This window comes from Mycoplasma sp. 1781 (assembly GCF_053851675.1).
Genome location: NZ_JBSQBC010000003.1, coordinates 18,344 through 38,460, shown reverse-complemented (window position 1 = coordinate 38,460; position 20,117 = coordinate 18,344). Strand labels below are relative to the sequence as shown.

General features: G+C 29.6%; 20 protein-coding genes and 1 pseudogene. All 21 read left to right on the top strand.

What is annotated here, in order from left to right:
• The first annotated feature begins 22 nt into the window (after positions 1 to 22).
• Positions 23 to 739 carry a purine-nucleoside phosphorylase gene (gene deoD / locus ACWXVP_RS00710; RefSeq protein WP_438340401.1) on the top strand — a complete coding sequence of 239 codons (717 nt, stop codon included), beginning with the start codon at positions 23 to 25 and terminating at the stop codon, positions 737 to 739.
• On the top strand, positions 739 to 2,034 hold the full coding sequence (locus tag ACWXVP_RS00705; protein WP_438340400.1) for a thymidine phosphorylase: 1,296 nt from the start codon (positions 739 to 741) through the stop codon (positions 2,032 to 2,034). Before deoD ends, ACWXVP_RS00705 begins: the two co-directional genes overlap by 1 nt.
• Positions 2,035 to 2,061: 27 nt before the next feature.
• Positions 2,062 to 2,724, top strand: a complete 663-nt coding sequence (gene deoC, locus ACWXVP_RS00700) for a deoxyribose-phosphate aldolase (protein WP_438340399.1) — start codon at positions 2,062 to 2,064, stop codon at positions 2,722 to 2,724.
• A gap of 32 nt (positions 2,725 to 2,756) precedes the next feature.
• Complete coding sequence (gene upp, locus ACWXVP_RS00695) at positions 2,757 to 3,383, top strand: uracil phosphoribosyltransferase (protein WP_456012620.1); 627 nt, start codon at positions 2,757 to 2,759, stop codon at positions 3,381 to 3,383.
• An 84-nt stretch (positions 3,384 to 3,467) separates the two neighbouring features.
• Positions 3,468 to 4,424, top strand: a complete 957-nt coding sequence (locus ACWXVP_RS00690; RefSeq protein WP_438340397.1) for an HAD-IIB family hydrolase — start codon at positions 3,468 to 3,470, stop codon at positions 4,422 to 4,424.
• A 1-nt stretch (position 4,425) separates the two neighbouring features.
• Entirely contained in the window at positions 4,426 to 5,124 is a 699-nt protein-coding gene (locus ACWXVP_RS00685; protein WP_456002350.1) for a ribonuclease HIII, read from the top strand.
• Positions 5,125 to 5,289: 165 nt separating this feature from the next.
• Positions 5,290 to 5,718 (top strand): 30S ribosomal protein S6, encoded by a 429-nt coding sequence (gene rpsF, locus ACWXVP_RS00680; protein WP_456012618.1) that lies wholly within the window; start codon positions 5,290 to 5,292, stop codon positions 5,716 to 5,718.
• Positions 5,657 to 6,211: a single-stranded DNA-binding protein gene (locus ACWXVP_RS00675; RefSeq protein ID WP_456012616.1), complete on the top strand. Its 555-nt coding sequence runs from the start codon at positions 5,657 to 5,659 to the stop codon at positions 6,209 to 6,211. The genes rpsF and ACWXVP_RS00675 overlap by 62 nt, the downstream gene beginning before the upstream one ends.
• 15 nt (positions 6,212 to 6,226) lie before the next feature.
• Positions 6,227 to 6,541 (top strand): 30S ribosomal protein S18, encoded by a 315-nt coding sequence (rpsR, locus tag ACWXVP_RS00670; RefSeq protein ID WP_438340393.1) that lies wholly within the window; start codon positions 6,227 to 6,229, stop codon positions 6,539 to 6,541.
• 128 nt (positions 6,542 to 6,669) lie between these two features.
• A complete protein-coding gene (locus ACWXVP_RS00665) occupies positions 6,670 to 7,884 on the top strand; it encodes an AAA family ATPase (protein WP_438340392.1) in 1,215 nt (404 codons plus the stop codon).
• On the top strand, positions 7,877 to 8,815 hold the full coding sequence (pheS, locus tag ACWXVP_RS00660) for a phenylalanine--tRNA ligase subunit alpha (RefSeq protein WP_456012614.1): 939 nt from the start codon (positions 7,877 to 7,879) through the stop codon (positions 8,813 to 8,815). The genes ACWXVP_RS00665 and pheS overlap by 8 nt, the downstream gene beginning before the upstream one ends.
• Before the next feature lie 20 nt (positions 8,816 to 8,835).
• A complete protein-coding gene (locus ACWXVP_RS00655) occupies positions 8,836 to 11,013 on the top strand; it encodes a phenylalanine--tRNA ligase subunit beta (RefSeq protein ID WP_456012612.1) in 2,178 nt (725 codons plus the stop codon).
• A gap of 96 nt (positions 11,014 to 11,109) precedes the next feature.
• Positions 11,110 to 12,108, top strand: coding sequence for a recombinase RecA (gene recA / locus ACWXVP_RS00650; RefSeq protein WP_456012610.1), 999 nt, complete (start codon positions 11,110 to 11,112; stop codon positions 12,106 to 12,108).
• A 75-nt stretch (positions 12,109 to 12,183) separates the two neighbouring features.
• Positions 12,184 to 12,990, top strand: a complete 807-nt coding sequence (locus tag ACWXVP_RS00645; protein ID WP_456012608.1) for a TIGR00282 family metallophosphoesterase — start codon at positions 12,184 to 12,186, stop codon at positions 12,988 to 12,990.
• Entirely contained in the window at positions 12,990 to 13,421 is a 432-nt protein-coding gene (locus ACWXVP_RS00640; RefSeq protein ID WP_438340387.1) for a transcription antitermination factor NusB, read from the top strand. Before ACWXVP_RS00645 ends, ACWXVP_RS00640 begins: the two co-directional genes overlap by 1 nt.
• 1 nt (position 13,422) lies before the next feature.
• Entirely contained in the window at positions 13,423 to 14,169 is a 747-nt protein-coding gene (locus ACWXVP_RS00635; RefSeq protein WP_456012606.1) for a TlyA family RNA methyltransferase, read from the top strand.
• Positions 14,162 to 15,337, top strand: a complete 1,176-nt coding sequence (locus ACWXVP_RS00630) for an aminotransferase class V-fold PLP-dependent enzyme (protein WP_456012604.1) — start codon at positions 14,162 to 14,164, stop codon at positions 15,335 to 15,337. The genes ACWXVP_RS00635 and ACWXVP_RS00630 overlap by 8 nt, the downstream gene beginning before the upstream one ends.
• Complete coding sequence (locus tag ACWXVP_RS00625; protein WP_444704830.1) at positions 15,324 to 15,749, top strand: iron-sulfur cluster assembly scaffold protein; 426 nt, start codon at positions 15,324 to 15,326, stop codon at positions 15,747 to 15,749. Before ACWXVP_RS00630 ends, ACWXVP_RS00625 begins: the two co-directional genes overlap by 14 nt.
• Positions 15,742 to 16,989, top strand: a complete 1,248-nt coding sequence (locus ACWXVP_RS00620; RefSeq protein WP_455993822.1) for a Y-family DNA polymerase — start codon at positions 15,742 to 15,744, stop codon at positions 16,987 to 16,989. Before ACWXVP_RS00625 ends, ACWXVP_RS00620 begins: the two co-directional genes overlap by 8 nt.
• Positions 16,990 to 18,093 (top strand): nicotinate-nucleotide adenylyltransferase, encoded by a 1,104-nt coding sequence (locus ACWXVP_RS00615; protein ID WP_456012602.1) that lies wholly within the window; start codon positions 16,990 to 16,992, stop codon positions 18,091 to 18,093.
• Positions 18,094 to 18,306: 213 nt separating this feature from the next.
• A pseudogene (gene dnaK / locus ACWXVP_RS00610) lies at positions 18,307 to 20,106 on the top strand (molecular chaperone DnaK).
• Positions 20,107 to 20,117: the final 11 nt, after the last annotated feature.

The following is a 20,117-nucleotide window of genomic DNA, read 5'->3' as shown; positions in this document are numbered from 1 at the left end:
AAATAAGAAAAAAGGAGATTTTATGACACCTCATATAAATGCTAAAGAAAATGCGTTTGCAAAGTTAGTTTTAATGCCTGGTGATCCCTTGAGAGCTAAGTATATAGCTGATAATTACTTAGAAAATGTTGAATTAGTTTCTAATGTAAGAAATGTCTTAATGTATACTGGTTTTTATCAAGGAAACAAAGTTTCTGTGTGCGCTTCCGGGATGGGTGTTCCATCAATCGGAATTTATGCATATGAACTATTTAAAGAATATGGTGTTGAAGCAATCGTTAGAATTGGTTCAGCAGGATCGTTTAAAGCAGAATTAAAAAATTATGAAATCGTTCTTGCATCATCTGCATATAGCGAAAGTACAGCTTTTAGAAGTTCAATTATTAAAGGGGATAAAAATAATATCGCAATACCAAGCCATGACTTGAATGAATTGATCTTAGATTATGCTAAAAAGTTGGGAATGGATGTTCATTTTGAAAGAATTTTAAGTGAAGATGCATTTTATACAGAAAAAACTATTAGCGAAAGAATTGAAACATCTGGTGGTGCGGTTTGTGCAGAAATGGAAGCATATGGTTTATTTACTGTTGCTGAAAGATTAAACAAAAAAGCTGCAACATTATTAACAATTTCTGATAATCTAGTTACAAATGAATTTACAACTAGTGAAGAAAGACAAAATTCATTTAATGGAATGATGAAAATTGCTCTTGCACTTGCTAAGGATTTTCAATAATGAGAATAATTGATATCATAAATAAGAAGGCTAATAGAGAAGAATTAACAAAGGAAGAATTAGAGTTCTTTGTTGAAAACTATGTTAATGGAAATATTCCTGATTACCAAGCTTCAGCCCTTCTTATGGCAATTCGTTTAAATTCATTAAATGAAACAGAAACATCGTATCTAACTAATGCAATGATAAATTCGGGTGACACAATTGATTGGTCATATTTAAATACAACTATTGTTGACAAGCACTCAACGGGCGGAGTTGGAGATAAGGTAAGTATTGTTTTATGTCCAATACTAGCGGCGCTTGGTCTTACAGTTGCTAAAATGTCTGGCCGTGGCCTAGGACACACTGGCGGAACATTGGATAAACTTGAATCAATTTCCGGATATACGATATCTCTAACGGACAATCAATTTAAGACTGTTGTTGAAAAACATCACATTGCAGTAGTGGGACAAAACGAGAGACTAGTTCCAGCAGATAAAAAGATTTATGCACTACGTGATGTTACAGGCACTGTGGAATCCATACCCTTAATTGCTTCATCAATTATGTCTAAAAAGCTAGCAACAGGTTCAAATTGTATACTTTTAGATGTTAAATGTGGTAATGGGGCATTTATGAAAAATATTGATCAAGCTGAAAAACTTGGTAAATTAATGATTGAAATAGGTAAAAAATTAAACAAAAAGATTGCAGTTGAAATTACAAATATGGAGAAACCTCTTGGCCGTGCTATTGGTAATAAAATTGAAATTCTCGAAGCAGTGGATACTTTAAAAGGTATGGGTCCTAAAGATTTTACCGAAATTATATATTCATCGGGTGCTACATTGCTTACTATTTCAAATAATGCTAAAGATGAGCAACATGCCAGAGCAATGATTAAAGAAGTTATCGCTAATGGTAAAGCATTGCAAAAATTCAATGAATGAATTAAAGCGCAAAACGGAAATGTTGATGAAGTTTATGAATCTAATTGATTTAATCCAACATATAAGTTTGAAATCATTTCACAAAATGAAGGATATCTAAAAATTAATTCAGCTATTGAATTTGGATTAGTGGCCATGAAGCTCGGCGCTGGAAGAAGCAAAAAAGAGGATAATATTGATTTTGATGCTGGTGTTTATTTAAATAAAACAACAAATGATTTTGTTAAAAAAGGTGATGTTTTATTTACTTTATATTCATCTAAACCAATCGATGAAAAGCTATCTAATGATTTAATAGATAAAATTGAGTTTGGTTCAAAACCTTTTGAAACTAAAGAAGTTCTAACTAAATTAATGTAATTAAAAAACAAAAAATAGGAGAAAAAAATGCTAAATAAGTTAATTGATCATACTTTCCTTGGTCAAGCAGGAACAACAAAAGATATAGATAAATTAATAGAAGAGGCTAAAAAATATGACTTTAAATCTGTTTGTATAGCGCCTTCTTATGTTAAATACGCAAAAGAACAATTAAAAAATACTGATGTCTTAATTTGCACAGTTATTGGTTTCCCATTAGGATATAACGTTGCAAGTGTTAAAGTTTTTGAAACAAAAATCGCTCTTGAACACGGTGCAGATGAAATTGATATGGTTATGAATGTTGGGCGTTTTAAAGACAAACAATATGAATATGTTCTTAATGAAATTAAAGCAATTAAAGAAGTTTGTGGTAATAAAGTTTTAAAAGTAATTATTGAAACAGCACTACTAACAAATGAAGAAATTGCTAAAGCAACTGAAATAGTATTACAATCAGGTGCTGATTTTATTAAAACGTCAACTGGTTTTTCATATAGAGGAGCAAGTTTTGAAGATATTAAAATTATGAAGGAAGTCGCTAAGGATAATTTATTAATTAAAGCATCTGGTGGAATCAAATCACAGGATGATGCATTAAAAATGGTTGAATTAGGCGCTAATAGACTAGGTACCTCAAAATCAGTTACAATTATCGAAGGTAAAGTAGATAATAGTTCAAATTACTAGTTAAAAATTTAACAAATAAGTAAGGACAAAATATGGTAAAAATTTTTCAACACCCTCTTATCAATGCTAAGTTGACAAAGATGAGAGACGAAAACACCACTCATAATGAGTTTAGGCAAAATCTTAATGAAATAGCATCTTTAATGGTTTATGAAATGTTAAGAGATTATCAAACTAAGCCGTTAGAGGTCAAAACACCAACTGGTTCAATTTTTCACGGCGAGCAATTGGATAAGGAGATTGTTATTATTCCTATATTGCGTGCTGGTCTTGGTATGGTTAATGGTATATTGGATTTAGTACCACAAGCTCGAGTTGGTCATATTGGAATGTATCGTATCGAGGAAACCACAAAAGTAGTTGAGTATTTTTTTAAAATTCCTAATGTTGAGAAAGATAGCTATGTAATTATTGTTGACCCAATGTTGGCAACAGGTTCATCGGCTTGCGATGCTATTAGTAGATTAAAAAAACAAGGTTTTATAAACATTAAACTTATATGTTTGGTTGGTGTTGAACAAGGGATTAACAAGGTTAATATTGAGCATCCTGATGTAGATATTTATTTAGCTTCAAAAGATGAAGAATTAAATGAAAATAACTATATTCTTCCTGGTTTAGGAGATGCTGGTGACCGTATTTTTGGAACAAAGAAATAGAAAGAGAGACTATGTGTCTCATTTTCTATTTTCTACCTTATTTTTAAAGAAAATAAATATTTAAATTTTGAAGAAAGGAAAAAAATGGCTTTTAATAAAGAATCAAATAATAGAAGATTTTTATTTGCTCTTGATCTTGATGGTACATTGTTAGCAGATTCTGGTGCTGGAACTATTCACCCTAAAACAGAAGAAGCAATCAAGAGAGCTATTAAGGAAGGACATATTGTATCTATCATAACTGGTAGACCATGAAGAAGCACAATGCCGGTTTATCAAAAACTTGGATTAAACGCTATTGTGGGTAATTATAATGGAGCTCATATACATAATCCTGCAGATCCATTCTTTATACCAACAATAACATATCTTGATTTGAATGAGGTTTTATACATTTTAGGTGATCAAAAAGTTAAAAAAGAAATTTCAAATTATGCTATTGAAGGGCCGGACTGAGTTCAATTAATGCATAGAGATCCGAACCTAGAGAAGGTCTTTGGTTTTAATCAAGCTACAAAATTCCGCGAATCAATAAATTTGGAAAAATTACCCTTAAAACCAACAGGAATAGTTTTTGATTGTCAACCTACAACTGATGTTCTTGATTTATTAACATATTTAAAAAGAAGATATGGAGATCTTGGCGAATTTTCATCTTGATCAAAAGGTGAAGGATTAAGCCCTGTTTTTGATATTACATCTATTGGAGTTGATAAAGGTAAGGTTATTTCTTTAATGATGAGATATTACAACATTGATATTGACGATACCATTGTAATGGGAGATTCATATAACGATCTGAGCATGTATGAAATCGGTAATGTGGGAGTTTGCCCTGCGAACGCTGAGCAAGCAATTAAGAAGGTTTCGACAGTTGTGATGCCTCAAACAAATAAAGAAGGAGCGGTTGGATACTTTATTGATGAATTTTTAGATAATCCAGATAAATATATTGAAATGGCTAAGAACCTAAAAAATGAATCAAAGAAGAATTTAAAAACTGTAAAAGCCGATAATTTTTATAATAAAGACGAAAAATAATATGATGACAAAAGATTCTGATTATATTGGCGTTGATGAAACGGGAGTATGCGATTATTTTGCTCCTATTGTTTCAGTTGCTTGTTTTATTCCGGAAGAAAATATTCAATTAATTAAAAATCTTGGCGTTAAGGATAGTAAAAAACTTAGTGATTCTAAGATAATGGGGATTGCTGAATACATTATCAAAAATAATGTTGTTTTGTTTAAAGATACAACAATGAGCCAGAAGGGTTATAATAACTTGATTAAGTTTGGAATTAATAATAATGCAGTTAAGACTCTTATTCATATGAATTCAATTGATAGATTGCAGAATATTGTAAAAAATAATAAAAAAGTTGTTATTGACCAATATACAACATTGAATAAGTTCAATGAGCATATAGCAAACCTTTATAATAAGAATCTTATCAAGAAGAATATTTTTGAGAGAATTAGTTTGGTACAAGAAACAAAAGCTGAGGATAAATTTTTATCCGTGGCTTGCGCTTCCATTTTAGCAAGATATATTCTTCTTAAAAAGATGGAAGCTCAAAAAGCTAATTATGATGGCTTTGATTTTATACTTGGAGCAAGCGATTTGGTTATTAAACAAGGAGTTAGTTTTGTGAAGAAATTTGGGATTTCTGAATTATATAACGTCGCAAAGTTTCAATTTAAAACAACAAAGAAAATTCTTGAAGAACTTGAAAAATAGCTGTGTTTTGTGTAACTTAACCATAAAATTTATATATTGAAAAAATCCCTATATTTTCTAGTAAAATAATTAGGTTAAAATATTTTAATTTTAAAAAATTATTAACAAAAGGGTGAGACTCCTTGGCCAAATATAAAGGCCCAAAAGTCCAAAAGGAGAACTATAATGTCAAAATATGAAATTATGATTCTAGTTAACCCTACATCAACAGAAGAAAGTGTTAAGGATTTAATATTCTCAGTATTAGATGAAAAAAACACAAAATTCGAAAGATTAGAGAGAACTGAATTAGCGTATCCAATTAACAAATTAACACGTGCAACATATTTCTTGATTTTAACAAGTGCACAACCTGAATTAATAAAAGAATTAACAAGAAAATTTAATATTGATAAGTCAATTATTAGATCATTAATTATTAATTTAAATTCAGAAAAAGGATTGAAGCCAAGAAAACAAAGAAGATTTACAAAAAGAAATTTTGAAAATAGAAGACCATTTGATAAAAATGAAAGCAAAGAAGCAACATCAAATGATAGAAGAAATGAACAAAGAAGACCATACATTAAAAAACAACAACCAGTGGCTAAATAGTAATTTTATTTTATTGGAGGCAAAAGTTATGAACAAAGTTATTTTAGTCGGAAGACTAGCTTCAAAGCCATATAAGGGGATTACTGCTTCAAGTGTTGAATATTCAAGGTTTACAATTGTTGTAACTAGAACATATTCGACGCCTAACTCTGAACCTGTTGCGGATTTTATTCCATGCGTAGCGTGAAGAAGCAATGCATCATTTATTAACAAATTTTTAGATAAAGGGTCGTTGATGCTAGTTGAGGGAACTTTCCAATCAACAAGAACAACTGATCAAAATGGGCAATTAATTAATAATTATGTTGTTAGTGCTGATAAAATACAATCTCTTGAATCGCGAGAAGTTACTGAGGCTAGAAGAAAAAATAATTTTAAAGAGTTTAGCATTTCCAATGAAGAAAATAACAAGGTTCCAACTAGTGAACAAGCATCTACGGAACATACAAGTGATGTTGATGATGCCATAGATGGTTTGAGTTGAGACTTTTAAATAAAGGAGAAAAAAATGGCGAGAATTGTTCGTAAGAAATTATTCGTTCGTAAACGTCCATGTCAATTTTGTTCAAATAAATTACCTGTTGCTTATGTTGATTATAAAAATGAAGAACTATTATCAAAATTAGTAAATCTACAAGGAAGAATTATATCTTCAAGAATAACTGGAACATGTGCTAAGCACCAAAGAGCGGTAGCATTGGCAATCAAAAGAGCAAGATTAGTTGCTATTTTGCCTTATATTGGTCCAGTTAAAAAAGAATTTGTTAAGAAGGAAGCAACCCCAAAACCAGTGGTTGATACTACAACACAGGAAACAAAATAAATTTATTTTATAAATAAGTGCACACGAAAGTGTGCGCTTTTTTATTGGTAAAATTGAATGAGAGTTGCTTTTAAAACACCATCATAGAATATTCTTATAGTTTTTTAATTTCAATTATAATTAGTAATATGAAATTAAACCTATCTAATCAGTTGCGCCCTAATAATTTAGATGATTTTGTTTGTTCAAAAATTAAAAGAAACCTTTTCAATTCTATAATCAAAAATAAAGACCTTTCTTCATTTATTTTTTATGGTAAACCAGGTTGTGGTAAAACTACAATAGCTTCAATTCTTGCTAATCAAATGAATGTTAATTATGATTTTTTTAATGCTGCTATTGATAAGAAGGATGATTTACTTACAAAAATCAAAAATAATGACATTTTAATAATTGATGAGCTGCATAGATTAAATAAAGATAAACAAGATATTTTGTTGCCTTACTTAGAAGACGGTTTTATTACCATTTATGCCACAACTACTGAAAATCCTTATTTTAAAATACAACCAGCATTGCGTTCAAGAACTCATATTATTGAAATGGATTTTCCAACGCAACAAGATATTAAAAAAAGACTACAACAGATATCTATACAAATGCAATTCGACTGATTAAAAAATGTTGAAATACAAGATTTTATTGCCACACAGGCTAACGGCGATTTTCGAGGAGCCATAAATATTGTTGATCTTATAAGTAAACTTAGCACAAGTGATAATATTACATTGGGAAAAATTAAAGAGTTGGTCCCCTCAATAAATTTTGCAAGTGATAATAATGCCGATAATCATTATGATTTGCTAAGTGCTTTTCATAAGTCATTGCGAGGTTCCGATCCTGATGCTGCTTTGTATTGAGGGCTATTAATTTTAAAAACTGGAGACACTAGCGATTTATTTCGTCGAATGTTATGCGCTGCTTATGAAGATGTTGGGTTAGCAAATCCAATGGTAGGCCCACAAACGCTAGCAGCAATTGAAAGTTTCGAGCGATTAGGATTACCAGAAGGTTATTTGCCGATTGGTTTTGCGATTCTTAATATTTCTTTGAGCCCCAAATCAAACTCAGGATATCTTGCTATACAACAAACTAAAAAAATATTGGAACGTAATTTAATTTATCAGCCTCCTTACTATCTTAAGGAATTTAATTTGTCTGCAAGTTTTAAAAAAGAGAAATATAAGTATCCTCATGATTATCCTTATCATTGAGTCCAGCAACAGTATCTGCCTAATGAATTGATAAATTTAAAGACATATGAATATCAAGGCCAAGGTTGAGAAAAGAAAGTTAAACAATACTGAGAAATAGTTAAAAAAAAGGAGAACAATAATGTTTAATTTGGATAAAATCAATAATTTAGAAGACTTAAAAAATATTAAAAATCAATTTAATAATTCTCCTGAATTAAAACAATTAATGGAGCAATTAAAAACAGCCTCTAAGGAATTAAAACCAGAAATAGGTAAAAAAATTCAAGAATTAAAAAAACGAGCAGAAGACTTTTTTGATATAGCAAAGGATAAACTTAATAATTTAGAAATCCAAAAACAACTAGAAAAAGATTTTGTGGATTATGCCACTCCTGTTGAAAATGAAGGTTCAATTCATCCCGTTAATCTTGTTTCTCAAAAATTTAGAGAGTGGCTTTTATTTAATGGTTATATTGAGCTAAGTTATTCTGAAATTGAAAATGATAGATATAATTTTGAGAATTTAAACATTCCTGCATCACACCCAGCGCGAGAAATGCAGGACTCCTTATATTTAAATAATAATGAGCTTTTAAGAACACATAATACAGGAATAAGCGCTCGTGCACTTGAGAAATTTGCTAATAAGGAATTTTCACAGTTCGCCATTGGTAAGGTTTATAGAAATGATGAAGAAGATAAAACACATACTCACCAATTTACACAACTTGATTTAGTGAGCGTGGGTAATGTTTCCTTTGCGTCATTAATGTATACATTGAAAGAAATGCTTTCTTATGTACTTGAGGAAGACATAAAAATTAGGCTTCGTCCATCATATTTTCCATTTACAGAACCTAGTGTTGAGGTTGATATTTTTTTCAAAAATAGATGAATTGAGGTTTTGGGAGCAGGCCTGTTAAATGATAAAGTTTTAAAATCTGCTGGTTATACTAATATGATGAACGGGTTTGCAGCTGGCATTGGAATTGAGAGAATTACAATGATTAAATATGGTATTGAAGACATTCGAGAGTTATATACCAATGATAAAAGATTTTTAAATCAATTTAAATAGAGGTTTAAGGAGTTAAGAATATGATTTTTTCATTTAAAACATTATGTAGACTAGCTAATTTACAAACTCATACTATCGAGGATGTTGTTGAAGCAATAAATTCAATTGGTTTTGAAGTGGAACAATATTATAAATTCAGTGATGTTGAAGGTATAAAAATATGTCATGTTACAAATACATACAAGAATCCTCAAGCCGATCGTTTAACAGTGTGCGAGGTTGAATATAGTGACGGACATAAAGCTATTATTCAAACAACTGCAACCAATATGAAAAAAGGTCAGTATGTTCTTTCCTTTGTTCCTGGTTCAAGAAGTAAAGAAATTATCTTTGCTCCAAGAAAAATGAAAGGCATTACTTCGGAAGGTATGTTTGTGAGTTTGGATGAATTGGGTTTTAATTCGAATGTAATTCCAGAGGAATTTGGCAATCAAATATTTCAATTAGATAAAATAGATTTAAATATCGACCCAATAACCTATTTTGATTTAGATGATTATATGATTGAAGTTTCAATTCTTTCTAACCGTGCTGATGCGCAATGTTATCTTGTTATGGCTAGAGAATTAGCGGCATTTTTTGATACCGAGATAAAATGACCAAAAAAGGCAAACCCTAACTTGATTTCTTCATTTGAGGTCAAAAAGTTAAATGATACTCATTCTTTTTCATTGGTTGAAGCGTCTAATAGCAATTTAAGATGTTCATTACAAGAACAAATGCTATTATGAAGACATAACATTAAAACATTTAATAATGCTGTAGACCTTACCAACTTAGTGCTTTTATTTGCCGGCGTCCCATGTCATATTTATAATAAAGAAGACCTGCAATCAAATGTGTTTAATGTTGATTATTATAGCGGTAAGCTAAATATTTTAGGTAATAAAGAAGTTGAATTAAAAAATGCACTTTGTGTATTTAATAATGAAACGCCTATATCTATTGCTGCTACTATAGGTTTAGAACAATATCAATTTAAGAAAGAATCTCAAAAAGTTATATTTGAACTTGCTTCGTTTAATATTATGAGTGTTAGAAAAAATGCTAAGCAAATCAAATTAAATACAAATTCATCAATGCGTGCAAGCCGTGAGATATCGGATGGCTCTTTGATTTTGGCTTATAATTTTTTAGCTCAATATTTAACTGATTACTCGCATCAAATCAATGTTCCCAAAACCCACAAGAAGAGCATCTTAATAGATAAATCATATTTGAATAAATGCGCAGGGTTTTCAATTAATAAAACTAAAAAGTTTAATGAGGTAATGAAGAAAATATCTAAACTTGATTTTAAATTTAAAAATGATGAATCAGTTGTTGTTTTTCCAACTTATCGCTATGATTTAAATACTTTGCAAGATTTCGTTGAGGAGGTCTTTAGATTTTATGGTTATGATAATTTTCCACTAAAACAACCTAAAATAACAAGATTAAATTATGATATTAACAACGTTTATGAATACTATAGAACATTAGCAAATAAAAATTATTCAAATGTTAGAACATATACACTAATAAAACCTGAGGACAACATTTTCGATCCTTTTAATATCAGAGAAATTTTGAATGCAGTGGATGCAAAAAATTATGATCACTCGCAGGTTCGTCTATCATTTATTCATAGTTTGAATGAGGTGGCTATTCATAATGAGAAACAAGGTTTTAAAAAAGGGTCTTATTTTGATATCGGAATGATCGGGCGCAAAATGAATATTTTGGGTCTTTGTTCAAATATTAAATCATTTGCTGAAATTAAACAAGATGTTATGTCATTGACTAATAAACAATTAGAGTTTAAAAAAACACATAGCACAATTTTTCATCCCAACGCATCATGTGTTATTTATCTAGGGTCAGAAATGATTGGATATATAGCTAAAATTCATCCCCAAATTATTAACTCAGATTATATTTTTGCAGAAATAATGCTTGATAAATTATTAAATGATTCTAATACTTTTATTAATTATCGACATGAACCTATAAAAACAAGGGATATTACTTTTGAACTAAATAAACACGAAACTGTTGAAAAAATCATTGAAAAAATTAAGTCAATAAAGGGCATTTATTCATACAAAATTATTGATACTTTTTATAAAAATAATGATACTAAAAATGTTACATTTTCCTTTTTAATTGAGGATTGAGCAATTAAAAAACTTGAGCAAGTTTTTGCTGTTTCTAAATAATTCAAATTTATATTTTTTTCATCTGTTTTCGCTATTTTTTCCTAAAATACCCTACTTTAAAAGCGAGTATTGCAAAATATTAGTGGAGGCAAAAATATGAATGAAACAAACATAAAAAAGGTTGTTAATATTGATCAAATTTTGAAGGAAATTGAAAAAGAATTTGGTAAGGAATCAATTATGTTATTAGGAGAAGAACCTAACATAATTCCAGAAACTTTTAGTTCCGGTTCTTTAAACATTGATAATATTCTCGGAATTGGTGGATGACCAAGAGGCAGAGTTGTTGAGATATTTGGTCCTGAAAGCAGTGGAAAAACTACATTAGCATTACATGCAATTGCCGAAATTCATAAGAATGGCGGCATTGCTGCTTTTATTGATGCTGAACATTCTATTGACCCAATATATGCTAAAAACCTTGGCGTCGATATTAAAAATTTAATTCTAGCTCAACCAAATTCCGGTGAAGAGGCATTAGAAATAGCTGACAGATTAGCCAAAACCGGTGCAGTCGATTTGATTGTTATTGATTCAGTGGCTGCATTAGTTCCGGAAGTTGAACTAAATGGCGAAATGCGAGACCAAACAATTGGTGCTCAAGCTCGATTAATGTCGAAAGCATTAAGAAAAATTACCGGTACATTATCTAAAAATAAAACAACGATTATATTTCTTAATCAAATAAGGGAAAAAATTGGAGTGTTGTTTGGGAATCCAGAAACTACAACTGGCGGTAAGGCGCTTAAGTTCTATTCCTCGATTAGGCTTGAGGTAAGAAAGTCACAAAATATAACCAGCAACGGTGATATAACAGGGAATCAAATTAAATGTAAGGTTGTTAAGAATAAATTAGCCCCACCATACAAAAGTGCACAAATTGAAATTGTATTTTCAAAAGGTGTATCAAGGGTTAATGAGATTATTCAATTAGCAGAGGAATTTATGATTATTTCTCGTAAAGGTTCATGATATAACTATAATGGCCAAAATATTGCCCAAGGTCAAATTAATTTATCGCTATTGTTACAAACAAATAATGAACTTTATAGTGAAATTTATAATCAGGTCATTGAAAAATTAAACAATGTCTAATGTTTATTAAAAATGTGTTTACTTATAAAGACTTGTTTAACCTAAAAAACGTTAAATTATATATAATTTAAAACTATGAAAAAAGAGAATATAAACATTTTATTTCTTGGCGATATATTTGGAAACCCAGGTATTGATTTTGTTATAAAGAATTTAGACAAAATTATTAAAGACGAGAATATAGACTTTGTAATAGCACAATCTGAAAATGTTTCTGGTAGAAAGGGCTTTATTCCTGAACATTACTTTCAATTAAAAAATGCGGGGGTGAATGCCTTTACATTGGGTAACCACGTTTGAGCTAAACATGAAATAATGGATATAATTGATAATAATGATTTAATTAGACCTGTTAACATAGATCAAGGCTATCCAGGGTCAGGTGTTAGACTATTTGATGTTAAAGGGAATAAAATTGCTGTTATATCATTTATGGGGATAACTTTTAATCCCCTATTGCAACCTTGGAAACAAGAGGTTGCAAATAACTTTTTTGATAAGTTTGATGAGGTATACAGCTTATATAAAGCTGATTATTATATAGTTGATTTTCATGCTGAAACAACATCAGAGAAATCTGTTTTTGGTTTGTATGTTGATGGAAAAGCTGATGCACTTATCGGTACCCATACACATATTCAAACAAATGATGCTAAGATTCTCCCACATGGAACATATTATTTAACTGACGCCGGAATGTGCGGCCCAAGGGATTGCGCTATTGGTTCTAATTTTGAAGAAGTTTATCAAAAAATGAGATATGATGCAAGATTGCCATTTAAAGTATCAAACAATAAGTGTCAGTTTAATGGTGTAGTTTTTACGCTAACTAAAAATAAAGATAAAAAAATGATTAAATTAATAAATTTCTTGGAGAAGTAATGAAAGAAAAAAAACAAATAAGCATGAAAGGCAATTTTCTAGTTAAAAAGTATAATTATCGAAAAAACATCATTTTTTATCTTTATCAATCAGAACTATTTAGTGTGCATTTAGATACGAGCGTTATTGTTAATAATCCTCTAAATGAAATAAATCCTTGTGAAATACAAGCGTTGCAAATAATAGAGTCAAAATATGAAACCTTAAAAAAAATTATTGAGAAGTTTATACTAGAAACATGGGAGTGGGAGCGAATTAGCCCATTAATTAGAGCAATATTAATATTTGGCGTTTATGAACTAACTTACAATGATAGTAGCGTAGTGATATATGAATTGGTTAATATTACTAAGCTTTTTTCACCTGGCAATGATTATAAATTTGTTAATAAAATTCTCGATAAAATTTCTAAACAAATAATTAATAAATAATATGAAAAAAACCTTGAAACAGTTAATAAAGGAAAAATTTTTATTGGATGAAAAAACCATCGATTCTTTAGCAATGCAAGGAAGGATAATTGTAAATAATGAAAAAGTTTTTTACCCAACATTAAGATTTAGTGATGATTGTGTTATTACCATTAAACAAAAAAAGGATAATTATGTTTCACGTGGCGCATACAAATTGAAAGAAGCAATTAAGGAATATGGTATTAACGTGGAGGATAAAGTTTGTTTAGATATTGGCTCTTCAACAGGCGGATTTGTTCAGGTATTATTAGAAAATAAAGCAAGAAAGGTTTATGCTCTTGATTCGGGCACAAACCAATTAGCTTTTTCTTTAAGAATGAATGATAAGGTCGTTGTATATGAAAAGACAAACCTTAAGGTAATAAATAATAATTTATTCGGTGAGGATATAAACTTAGTGACTTGCGATGTTTCTTTCATAAGTTTAAAATATGTTTTTGAGGTTTGCAATAGGACCTTTGGTAATGGTGTTTTATTAGTTGCTTTAATTAAACCTCAATTTGAAGCAAGCAGCAAATATGTTGAACCTGGTGGATATGTTCCTAAACAACATCATGAATATATAATTAATAAAGTGATTAATATAGCTAGGGAAAATAATTTTATATTACTAAAGCCTATTATTGAGAGCCCAATCCGTGGGGAGAAGTCAAAAAATATTGAATATCTTTCTTTTTTTGTTAAACAGGAGAAAAAAAATGACTAATGAACAAAGAGAAAAAATTTTTCCTATGTTTAAAAATAATCCTAATATTATCTATTTAGATAACGCTGCCTTAACATTTAAGCCTAATGTAGTGATAAAAAAAGGGATGGAATTTTATGAAAAGTATTCAATTTCAACTCGTACTGCTGATTCGAAACTAGGAATAAAATTAAACAGTGATCTACAAAGAATTAGACGTGATGTTGCTATGTTTATTAATGCTGATCCTGAAGAGATAATTTTTACTTCGGGTACAACTGAAAGTTTAAATTTGGTGGCGCAGATGCTTTCAAAGGTTGTAGAGAGTGGTGAAATATTATTTACTTATTTTAACCATTCTTCTGCAATTGTTCCCTTTCTTGAAAATTTTAGCATTAAAAATATAAGATTTAGATATTGTTTTGACGGTGAGGACATTATAAAATCTATTAATAAAAATACACGAATTATTGTTTTACCTCAATTAACAAATAATTTTCAAATAAATCTTGATATTAAGAAAATATACTCACTTTGTAGAGAAAAAAACATTATTTTAATAAACGATGCAGCCCAAGCTATTGTACATAGTAGCGTTGATTTTCGCTATTGTGATGTTATTGCATTTTCTGGCAATAAATTATATGGTCCAACTGGGACTGGAATATTAGCTATAAAAAATAATATTTTAAAAAATCTTCGACCTTCAAAATGGGGTGGTGGCCAGGTGCAAAATATTTTAGAATCAAATAATTGAGTAATGAGAAATTCATCTTCTAAGTGAGAACCCGGCACACCAAATTTTGCTGGCATTATCCAATTAGGAAGGGCAATTGAGTTTTTTAAAAGTTTTAATGCTACAGAATTATTTAAATATGAGAAAGAAATTGCGATATATGCCTATGAGAAATTGCAAACTTTGCCTAATGTTTTAATCGATTCTAAAAAAGGCGATACGATAATTTTGTTTAATATTAGAGGCGTTCCGGCCCAGGATGTCGCATCATATCTAGGGAACAGAAATATTTATGTGAGATCTGGTGCTTTTTGCGCTTATAAATTTAAAGATACAAACAAATATTGTAGTTCATATGTAAGAATATCGTTAGCAATGTATAACAATAAAGGGGATATTGATAAATTAATTAAGGAATTAAAAAATGGGGGTAATTTTATTGAAATCATTTAGTACCCAAGAAAAACAACAAATAATATTTAATTCTTATTCTGAACCAAAGCACAGTTTATCTATTCCAAGAGGAAATGGTATAAAAGAACATTCAAGAGTTTGCGTTGATGATATAGAGCTAAATTTACTATTTGAAAATGATAAATTAATTGATGCAAAGTATTATGCAACCGGATGCGCTATCTTTATTTCGAGCGTGGAATTGATGATTGATCAAGTTTTAAATAAAGATAAGAGCGAAATTTTATGTATTCTGGAAGAGTACTTTAAATTAATTAACAGAGAAGAACAAATAGATATAAATATTGATTTAGGTAAATTGTTGGTATTTGAAAATGTTAAGGTTCATCTTAATCGTTTAGAATGTGCCTCAATAGTTTATCGCGCTTTTAAAAAAGGATTAAATGGCTAAGGTTATATTTCATATTGATATGGATGCATTCTTTGTAAGTTGCGAGAGATCAAAGAATGAAAATTTAAAAAACAAACCAGTGGTAATTGCTTTGAATTCAAGAAGAGCAATCATTTCTGCTATGTCTTATGAAGTAAAAAAACAAGGCTTTAAAAGTGGAGATCCCCTTTTTAAAGTAAGAGATAAGATTAAGGATTTAATTGTTATTTCACCTCATTATCAACTTTATTCTTTAATGTCTAAAAAAATTTTTAATTTTATAAAAACAAACTACTCTAATATGTTGGAAGTTTATTCGATTGATGAATGTTACTTAGATGTTACTAATAATATTAAAAAGAATGGCAATGCGATAGATTTTGCTAGAAAAATACAAAATGATATCCTTAATGTATTTGACATTCCCTGCTCAATAGGTATTTCTTATACAAAATTTTTAGCAAAAATGTCTACAAACAAGGCAAAACCATTTGGTATTTTGGAAACAAAAAAGGAAGATATTAAAAAACATTTTTATGATTTAGGTGTTGAAAAAATTTTTGGTATTGGTAAAGCTAATTCAAAAAAAATAATTAGTTATAACATTAAGACTTGAGCAGATTTAGTAAATTGTGATAATGATATTTTTTTAAGAAGCGTTTTTGGCAAAAATTATTTTAAACTTGTTGAAAATTTAAAGGGAATTAATACAGGGATTGATCATATATTTTATAGCGATGCTAAAAGTATAAGTAATAGCAAAACATTTATTACTGACGACTCTAGTGATAGACTTTTTTTGCTTAATGAATTAAAGAAAATTACTCAAAATGTATGTCTTAGAGCGAGTGACGCAAATTTAGAGGCTAAACAAGTTTCTGTTATGCTAAGACGCCAAAATAAGATATGGATTTCAAAAAACAAAAGCATTTCAACTTGAACTAGCAACTTTGATTTGATATGAAAAAATGTTGAATTGATTTTTGATTCTTTGTGAGATGAAGAGCCACTTCGTGGTTTGGGGGTAAGTATTGGTAATTTAAGGACAATTTTTAATTCTGATTCTTCATTTGATATACTTTCTAGCGATTCAAAAAATATGGTTGAAAAAATAATTAATGAACAAAATTTTATAAATGGTAATAATTTATTAAAAACTTTATATCAATATAGTATGGAAAAAAATATCAATACAGACAATATAAAATTTCTAAGAAAGAATTCAAAGACAAAAAACAAGAGAATTAGTTTGGAGGATTAAATGAAAATAGGAATATATGGTGGTAGTTTTAATCCGATTCATAAAGGCCATATTAGCTTAGCAAAATTCGCAATAAATGAGCTTTCATTAGATAGGTTATATTTTGTGCCCACTAATAAAAACCCCTTTAAGAATAGTAGTGAGTATGTTGCTAATAACCATCGCATTGATATGATCAATATGGTCTTGGAAGATAAAATGTTTTTGTCTGAGTTTGAAACCAATAGAAAAGGTAATTCATACACAATTGATACAATAAATTATTTTAGAAGCAAATTCCCTAATGATGAACTTTATTTATTTATTGGCACTGATAATGTACCCATGTTAAATAAATGAAAAAAAATTGATGAGATTGCTAATAAAGTAAAAATTTGTGCATTTAACCGCGGTAATAAGTTTTCAAAAGTTAATGCGAAGAAATTTAATGTAAGAATTTTGAACAATACTATTTATAATTTTTCTTCAACAAAATATAGAAAAGGTGATTTTTCGCAAGTAGAAGATAGAGTACAAAAATACATCGGTGAAAATTTTTTATATTTTGAGGAAATTGCTAAAAATCTAATCTTTGATATTAAAGATAAAGAAAAGCAATTTAGATATTTTCACTTAAAATGGACGGCAGAATTTGCTATAAAGCTTGCAAAATTAAATAATTATAAAATAAAAAATGCTTACCAAGCGGGTTATGCTCATGATATAACCAAGAATTGGAATGAACAAGATGCATATGATTTTTTGGAAAAATACGGATTTAGTCGAACAAATTTGGAGCCATATAAATTGCATCAAACCACAGCTTTTTTTTGGTTAAGAGATGTTTATAAATATAATAATCCGGAAGTCCTCTCAGCAATTAAAAAGCATACTTCATTAGATATAGAATTATCGTTGCTTGATAAGATTCTTTATGTTGCTGATAAGATAAGTCAGGGTCGTAGATGAGAAGGAATAGAAAAAATAAGACAACTAAGCTTTCAAAATTTTGATAAAGCATTTTCATATATTGTTTCAAGGTGTGCAAAATATGAATCTGATGTTAGAGGCCATTGCTTCAGCGAGGAGCAAAAAGAAATATATAAAAAATGAGGCGAAAATTAAAACCTCATTTTTTTATATATCCAAGGTTTTTAGAGATAACAAATCAATTAGCAATAATTCGCTAATCAATGAAATTTAATAATAAAAATAAAAATTAGCACTCATTTTATTAAAGTGCTAAAAAATATGGTACAATTATTTTATAAATTATTGAAAGATGATTTAAATATGTAAAAAATCTTAATCTTAAATTTAAAAAAGGAGATAAAGAATATGACAAAAGAAGTTATTTTAGGAATTGACCTTGGTACAACTAACTCTGTGGTTTCGATTGTTGAAAATGGAACTCCTAAGGTTTTAGAAAATCCAAATGGTAAGAGAACTACCCCATCTGTTGTTGCCTTTAAAAACGGCGAAACAATAATTGGTGAGAGTGCAAAAAGACAATTAGAGACAAATCCAGATAGTATTGCCTCAATTAAAAGATTAATGGGTGGTTCAAAAACTGTTAAAGCAAATCAAAAAGATTATAAACCTGAGGAAATTAGTGCCTTAATTCTTTCATATATGAAAGAATATGCGCAAAAGAAAATTGGGAGCGCAGTTAAAAAAGCAGTTATTACAGTTCCAGCGTATTTTGATAATGCGCAACGTGAAGCAACTAAAAATGCCGGTATTATTGCAGGTCTAGATGTTGTTAGAATTATCAATGAACCAACTGCAGCAGCATTAGCATTTGGGTTAGATAAGTCAAAAGATGAAAATCACAAAATATTAGTATTTGACCTTGGGGGTGGTACTTTTGACGTTTCTATTCTTGAAATGGAAAATGGAACATTTGAAGTGTTATCAACCTCTGGCGATAATCATTTAGGTGGTGACGATTGAGACCACAAAATTGTTGATTGACTAATTAAGGAAATAAGCAATAAGTATAAATATGATGCTAGAAATGATAAGATGGCAATGGCTAGATTGAAAGAAGAAGCAGAAAGAGCAAAAATTTCACTTTCAGAATCATTGGTTGCAAACATTTCACTTCCATTTTTAGCTATGAATGAAAATGGTCCAATTAATGTTGAATTAGAGCTAAAAAGATCAGAATTTGAGGCAATGACTTCGGACTTATTAGAAAAAACTAAAAAGCCATTGCTTGATGCATTAAATGAAGCAAAATTAAATTGAAATGATATTACCGAAGTTTTATTGGTCGGTGGTTCAACAAGAATGCCAGCTGTTCAAAAAATAGTTTCTGATATTACTGGCAAAAAACCAAATAATTCAATTAATCCTGATGAGGTAGTTAGTGTTGGCGCCGCTATTCAGGGTGCAGTTCTTGCTGGCGATATTCAAGATGTTCTATTGCTTGATGTTACTCCGTTGACCCTAGGTATTGTTGTTGAGGGAGATATTGTCGCACCCTTAATCCCAAGAAATACTACTATTCCTGTAACAAGAAGTCAAATCTTTTCAACTGCCGCAGATAATCAAACCTCTGTATCAATTGTTGTTACACAAGGTGAAAGACAAATGGCACAAGATAATTAATTATTAGGAAGATTTGATCTTAGCGGAATAAGCCCTGCACCAAGAGGAGTGCCACAAATTGAAGTAAGTTTTTCAATTGATGTTAATGGTATTACCAAGGTTACAGCCAAAGATAAAAAGACAAATCAAGAACAAAGCATTACTATTCAAAATACATCTTCATTATCGAAGGAAGATGTTGAAAAAATGGTGCAAGAAGCCGAACTTAATAGAGAAGCTGATCAGAAAAAACGTCGCGAAATTGAATTGACTGTTAGAGCAGAACAATTAATTCATCAAATTGACAAAACTCTTGAATCAGAAGAAGCTAAAAAAATAGAGGAATCACAACTTTCTGAAATTAAAAAGGTTAAGGAAGATATCCAAAAAGAATTGAATGATAAAAATTATGATGAATTAGAAAAGAAAATAAATGATTTTGAACAAAAAATGTCTCAAGCTATGGAGTTCATAAAGAAACAACAACAGCAACAACAACAAAATACGACCCCACAAACAGATGAGAATAATACTGAAATGAACTAATTTATAATATA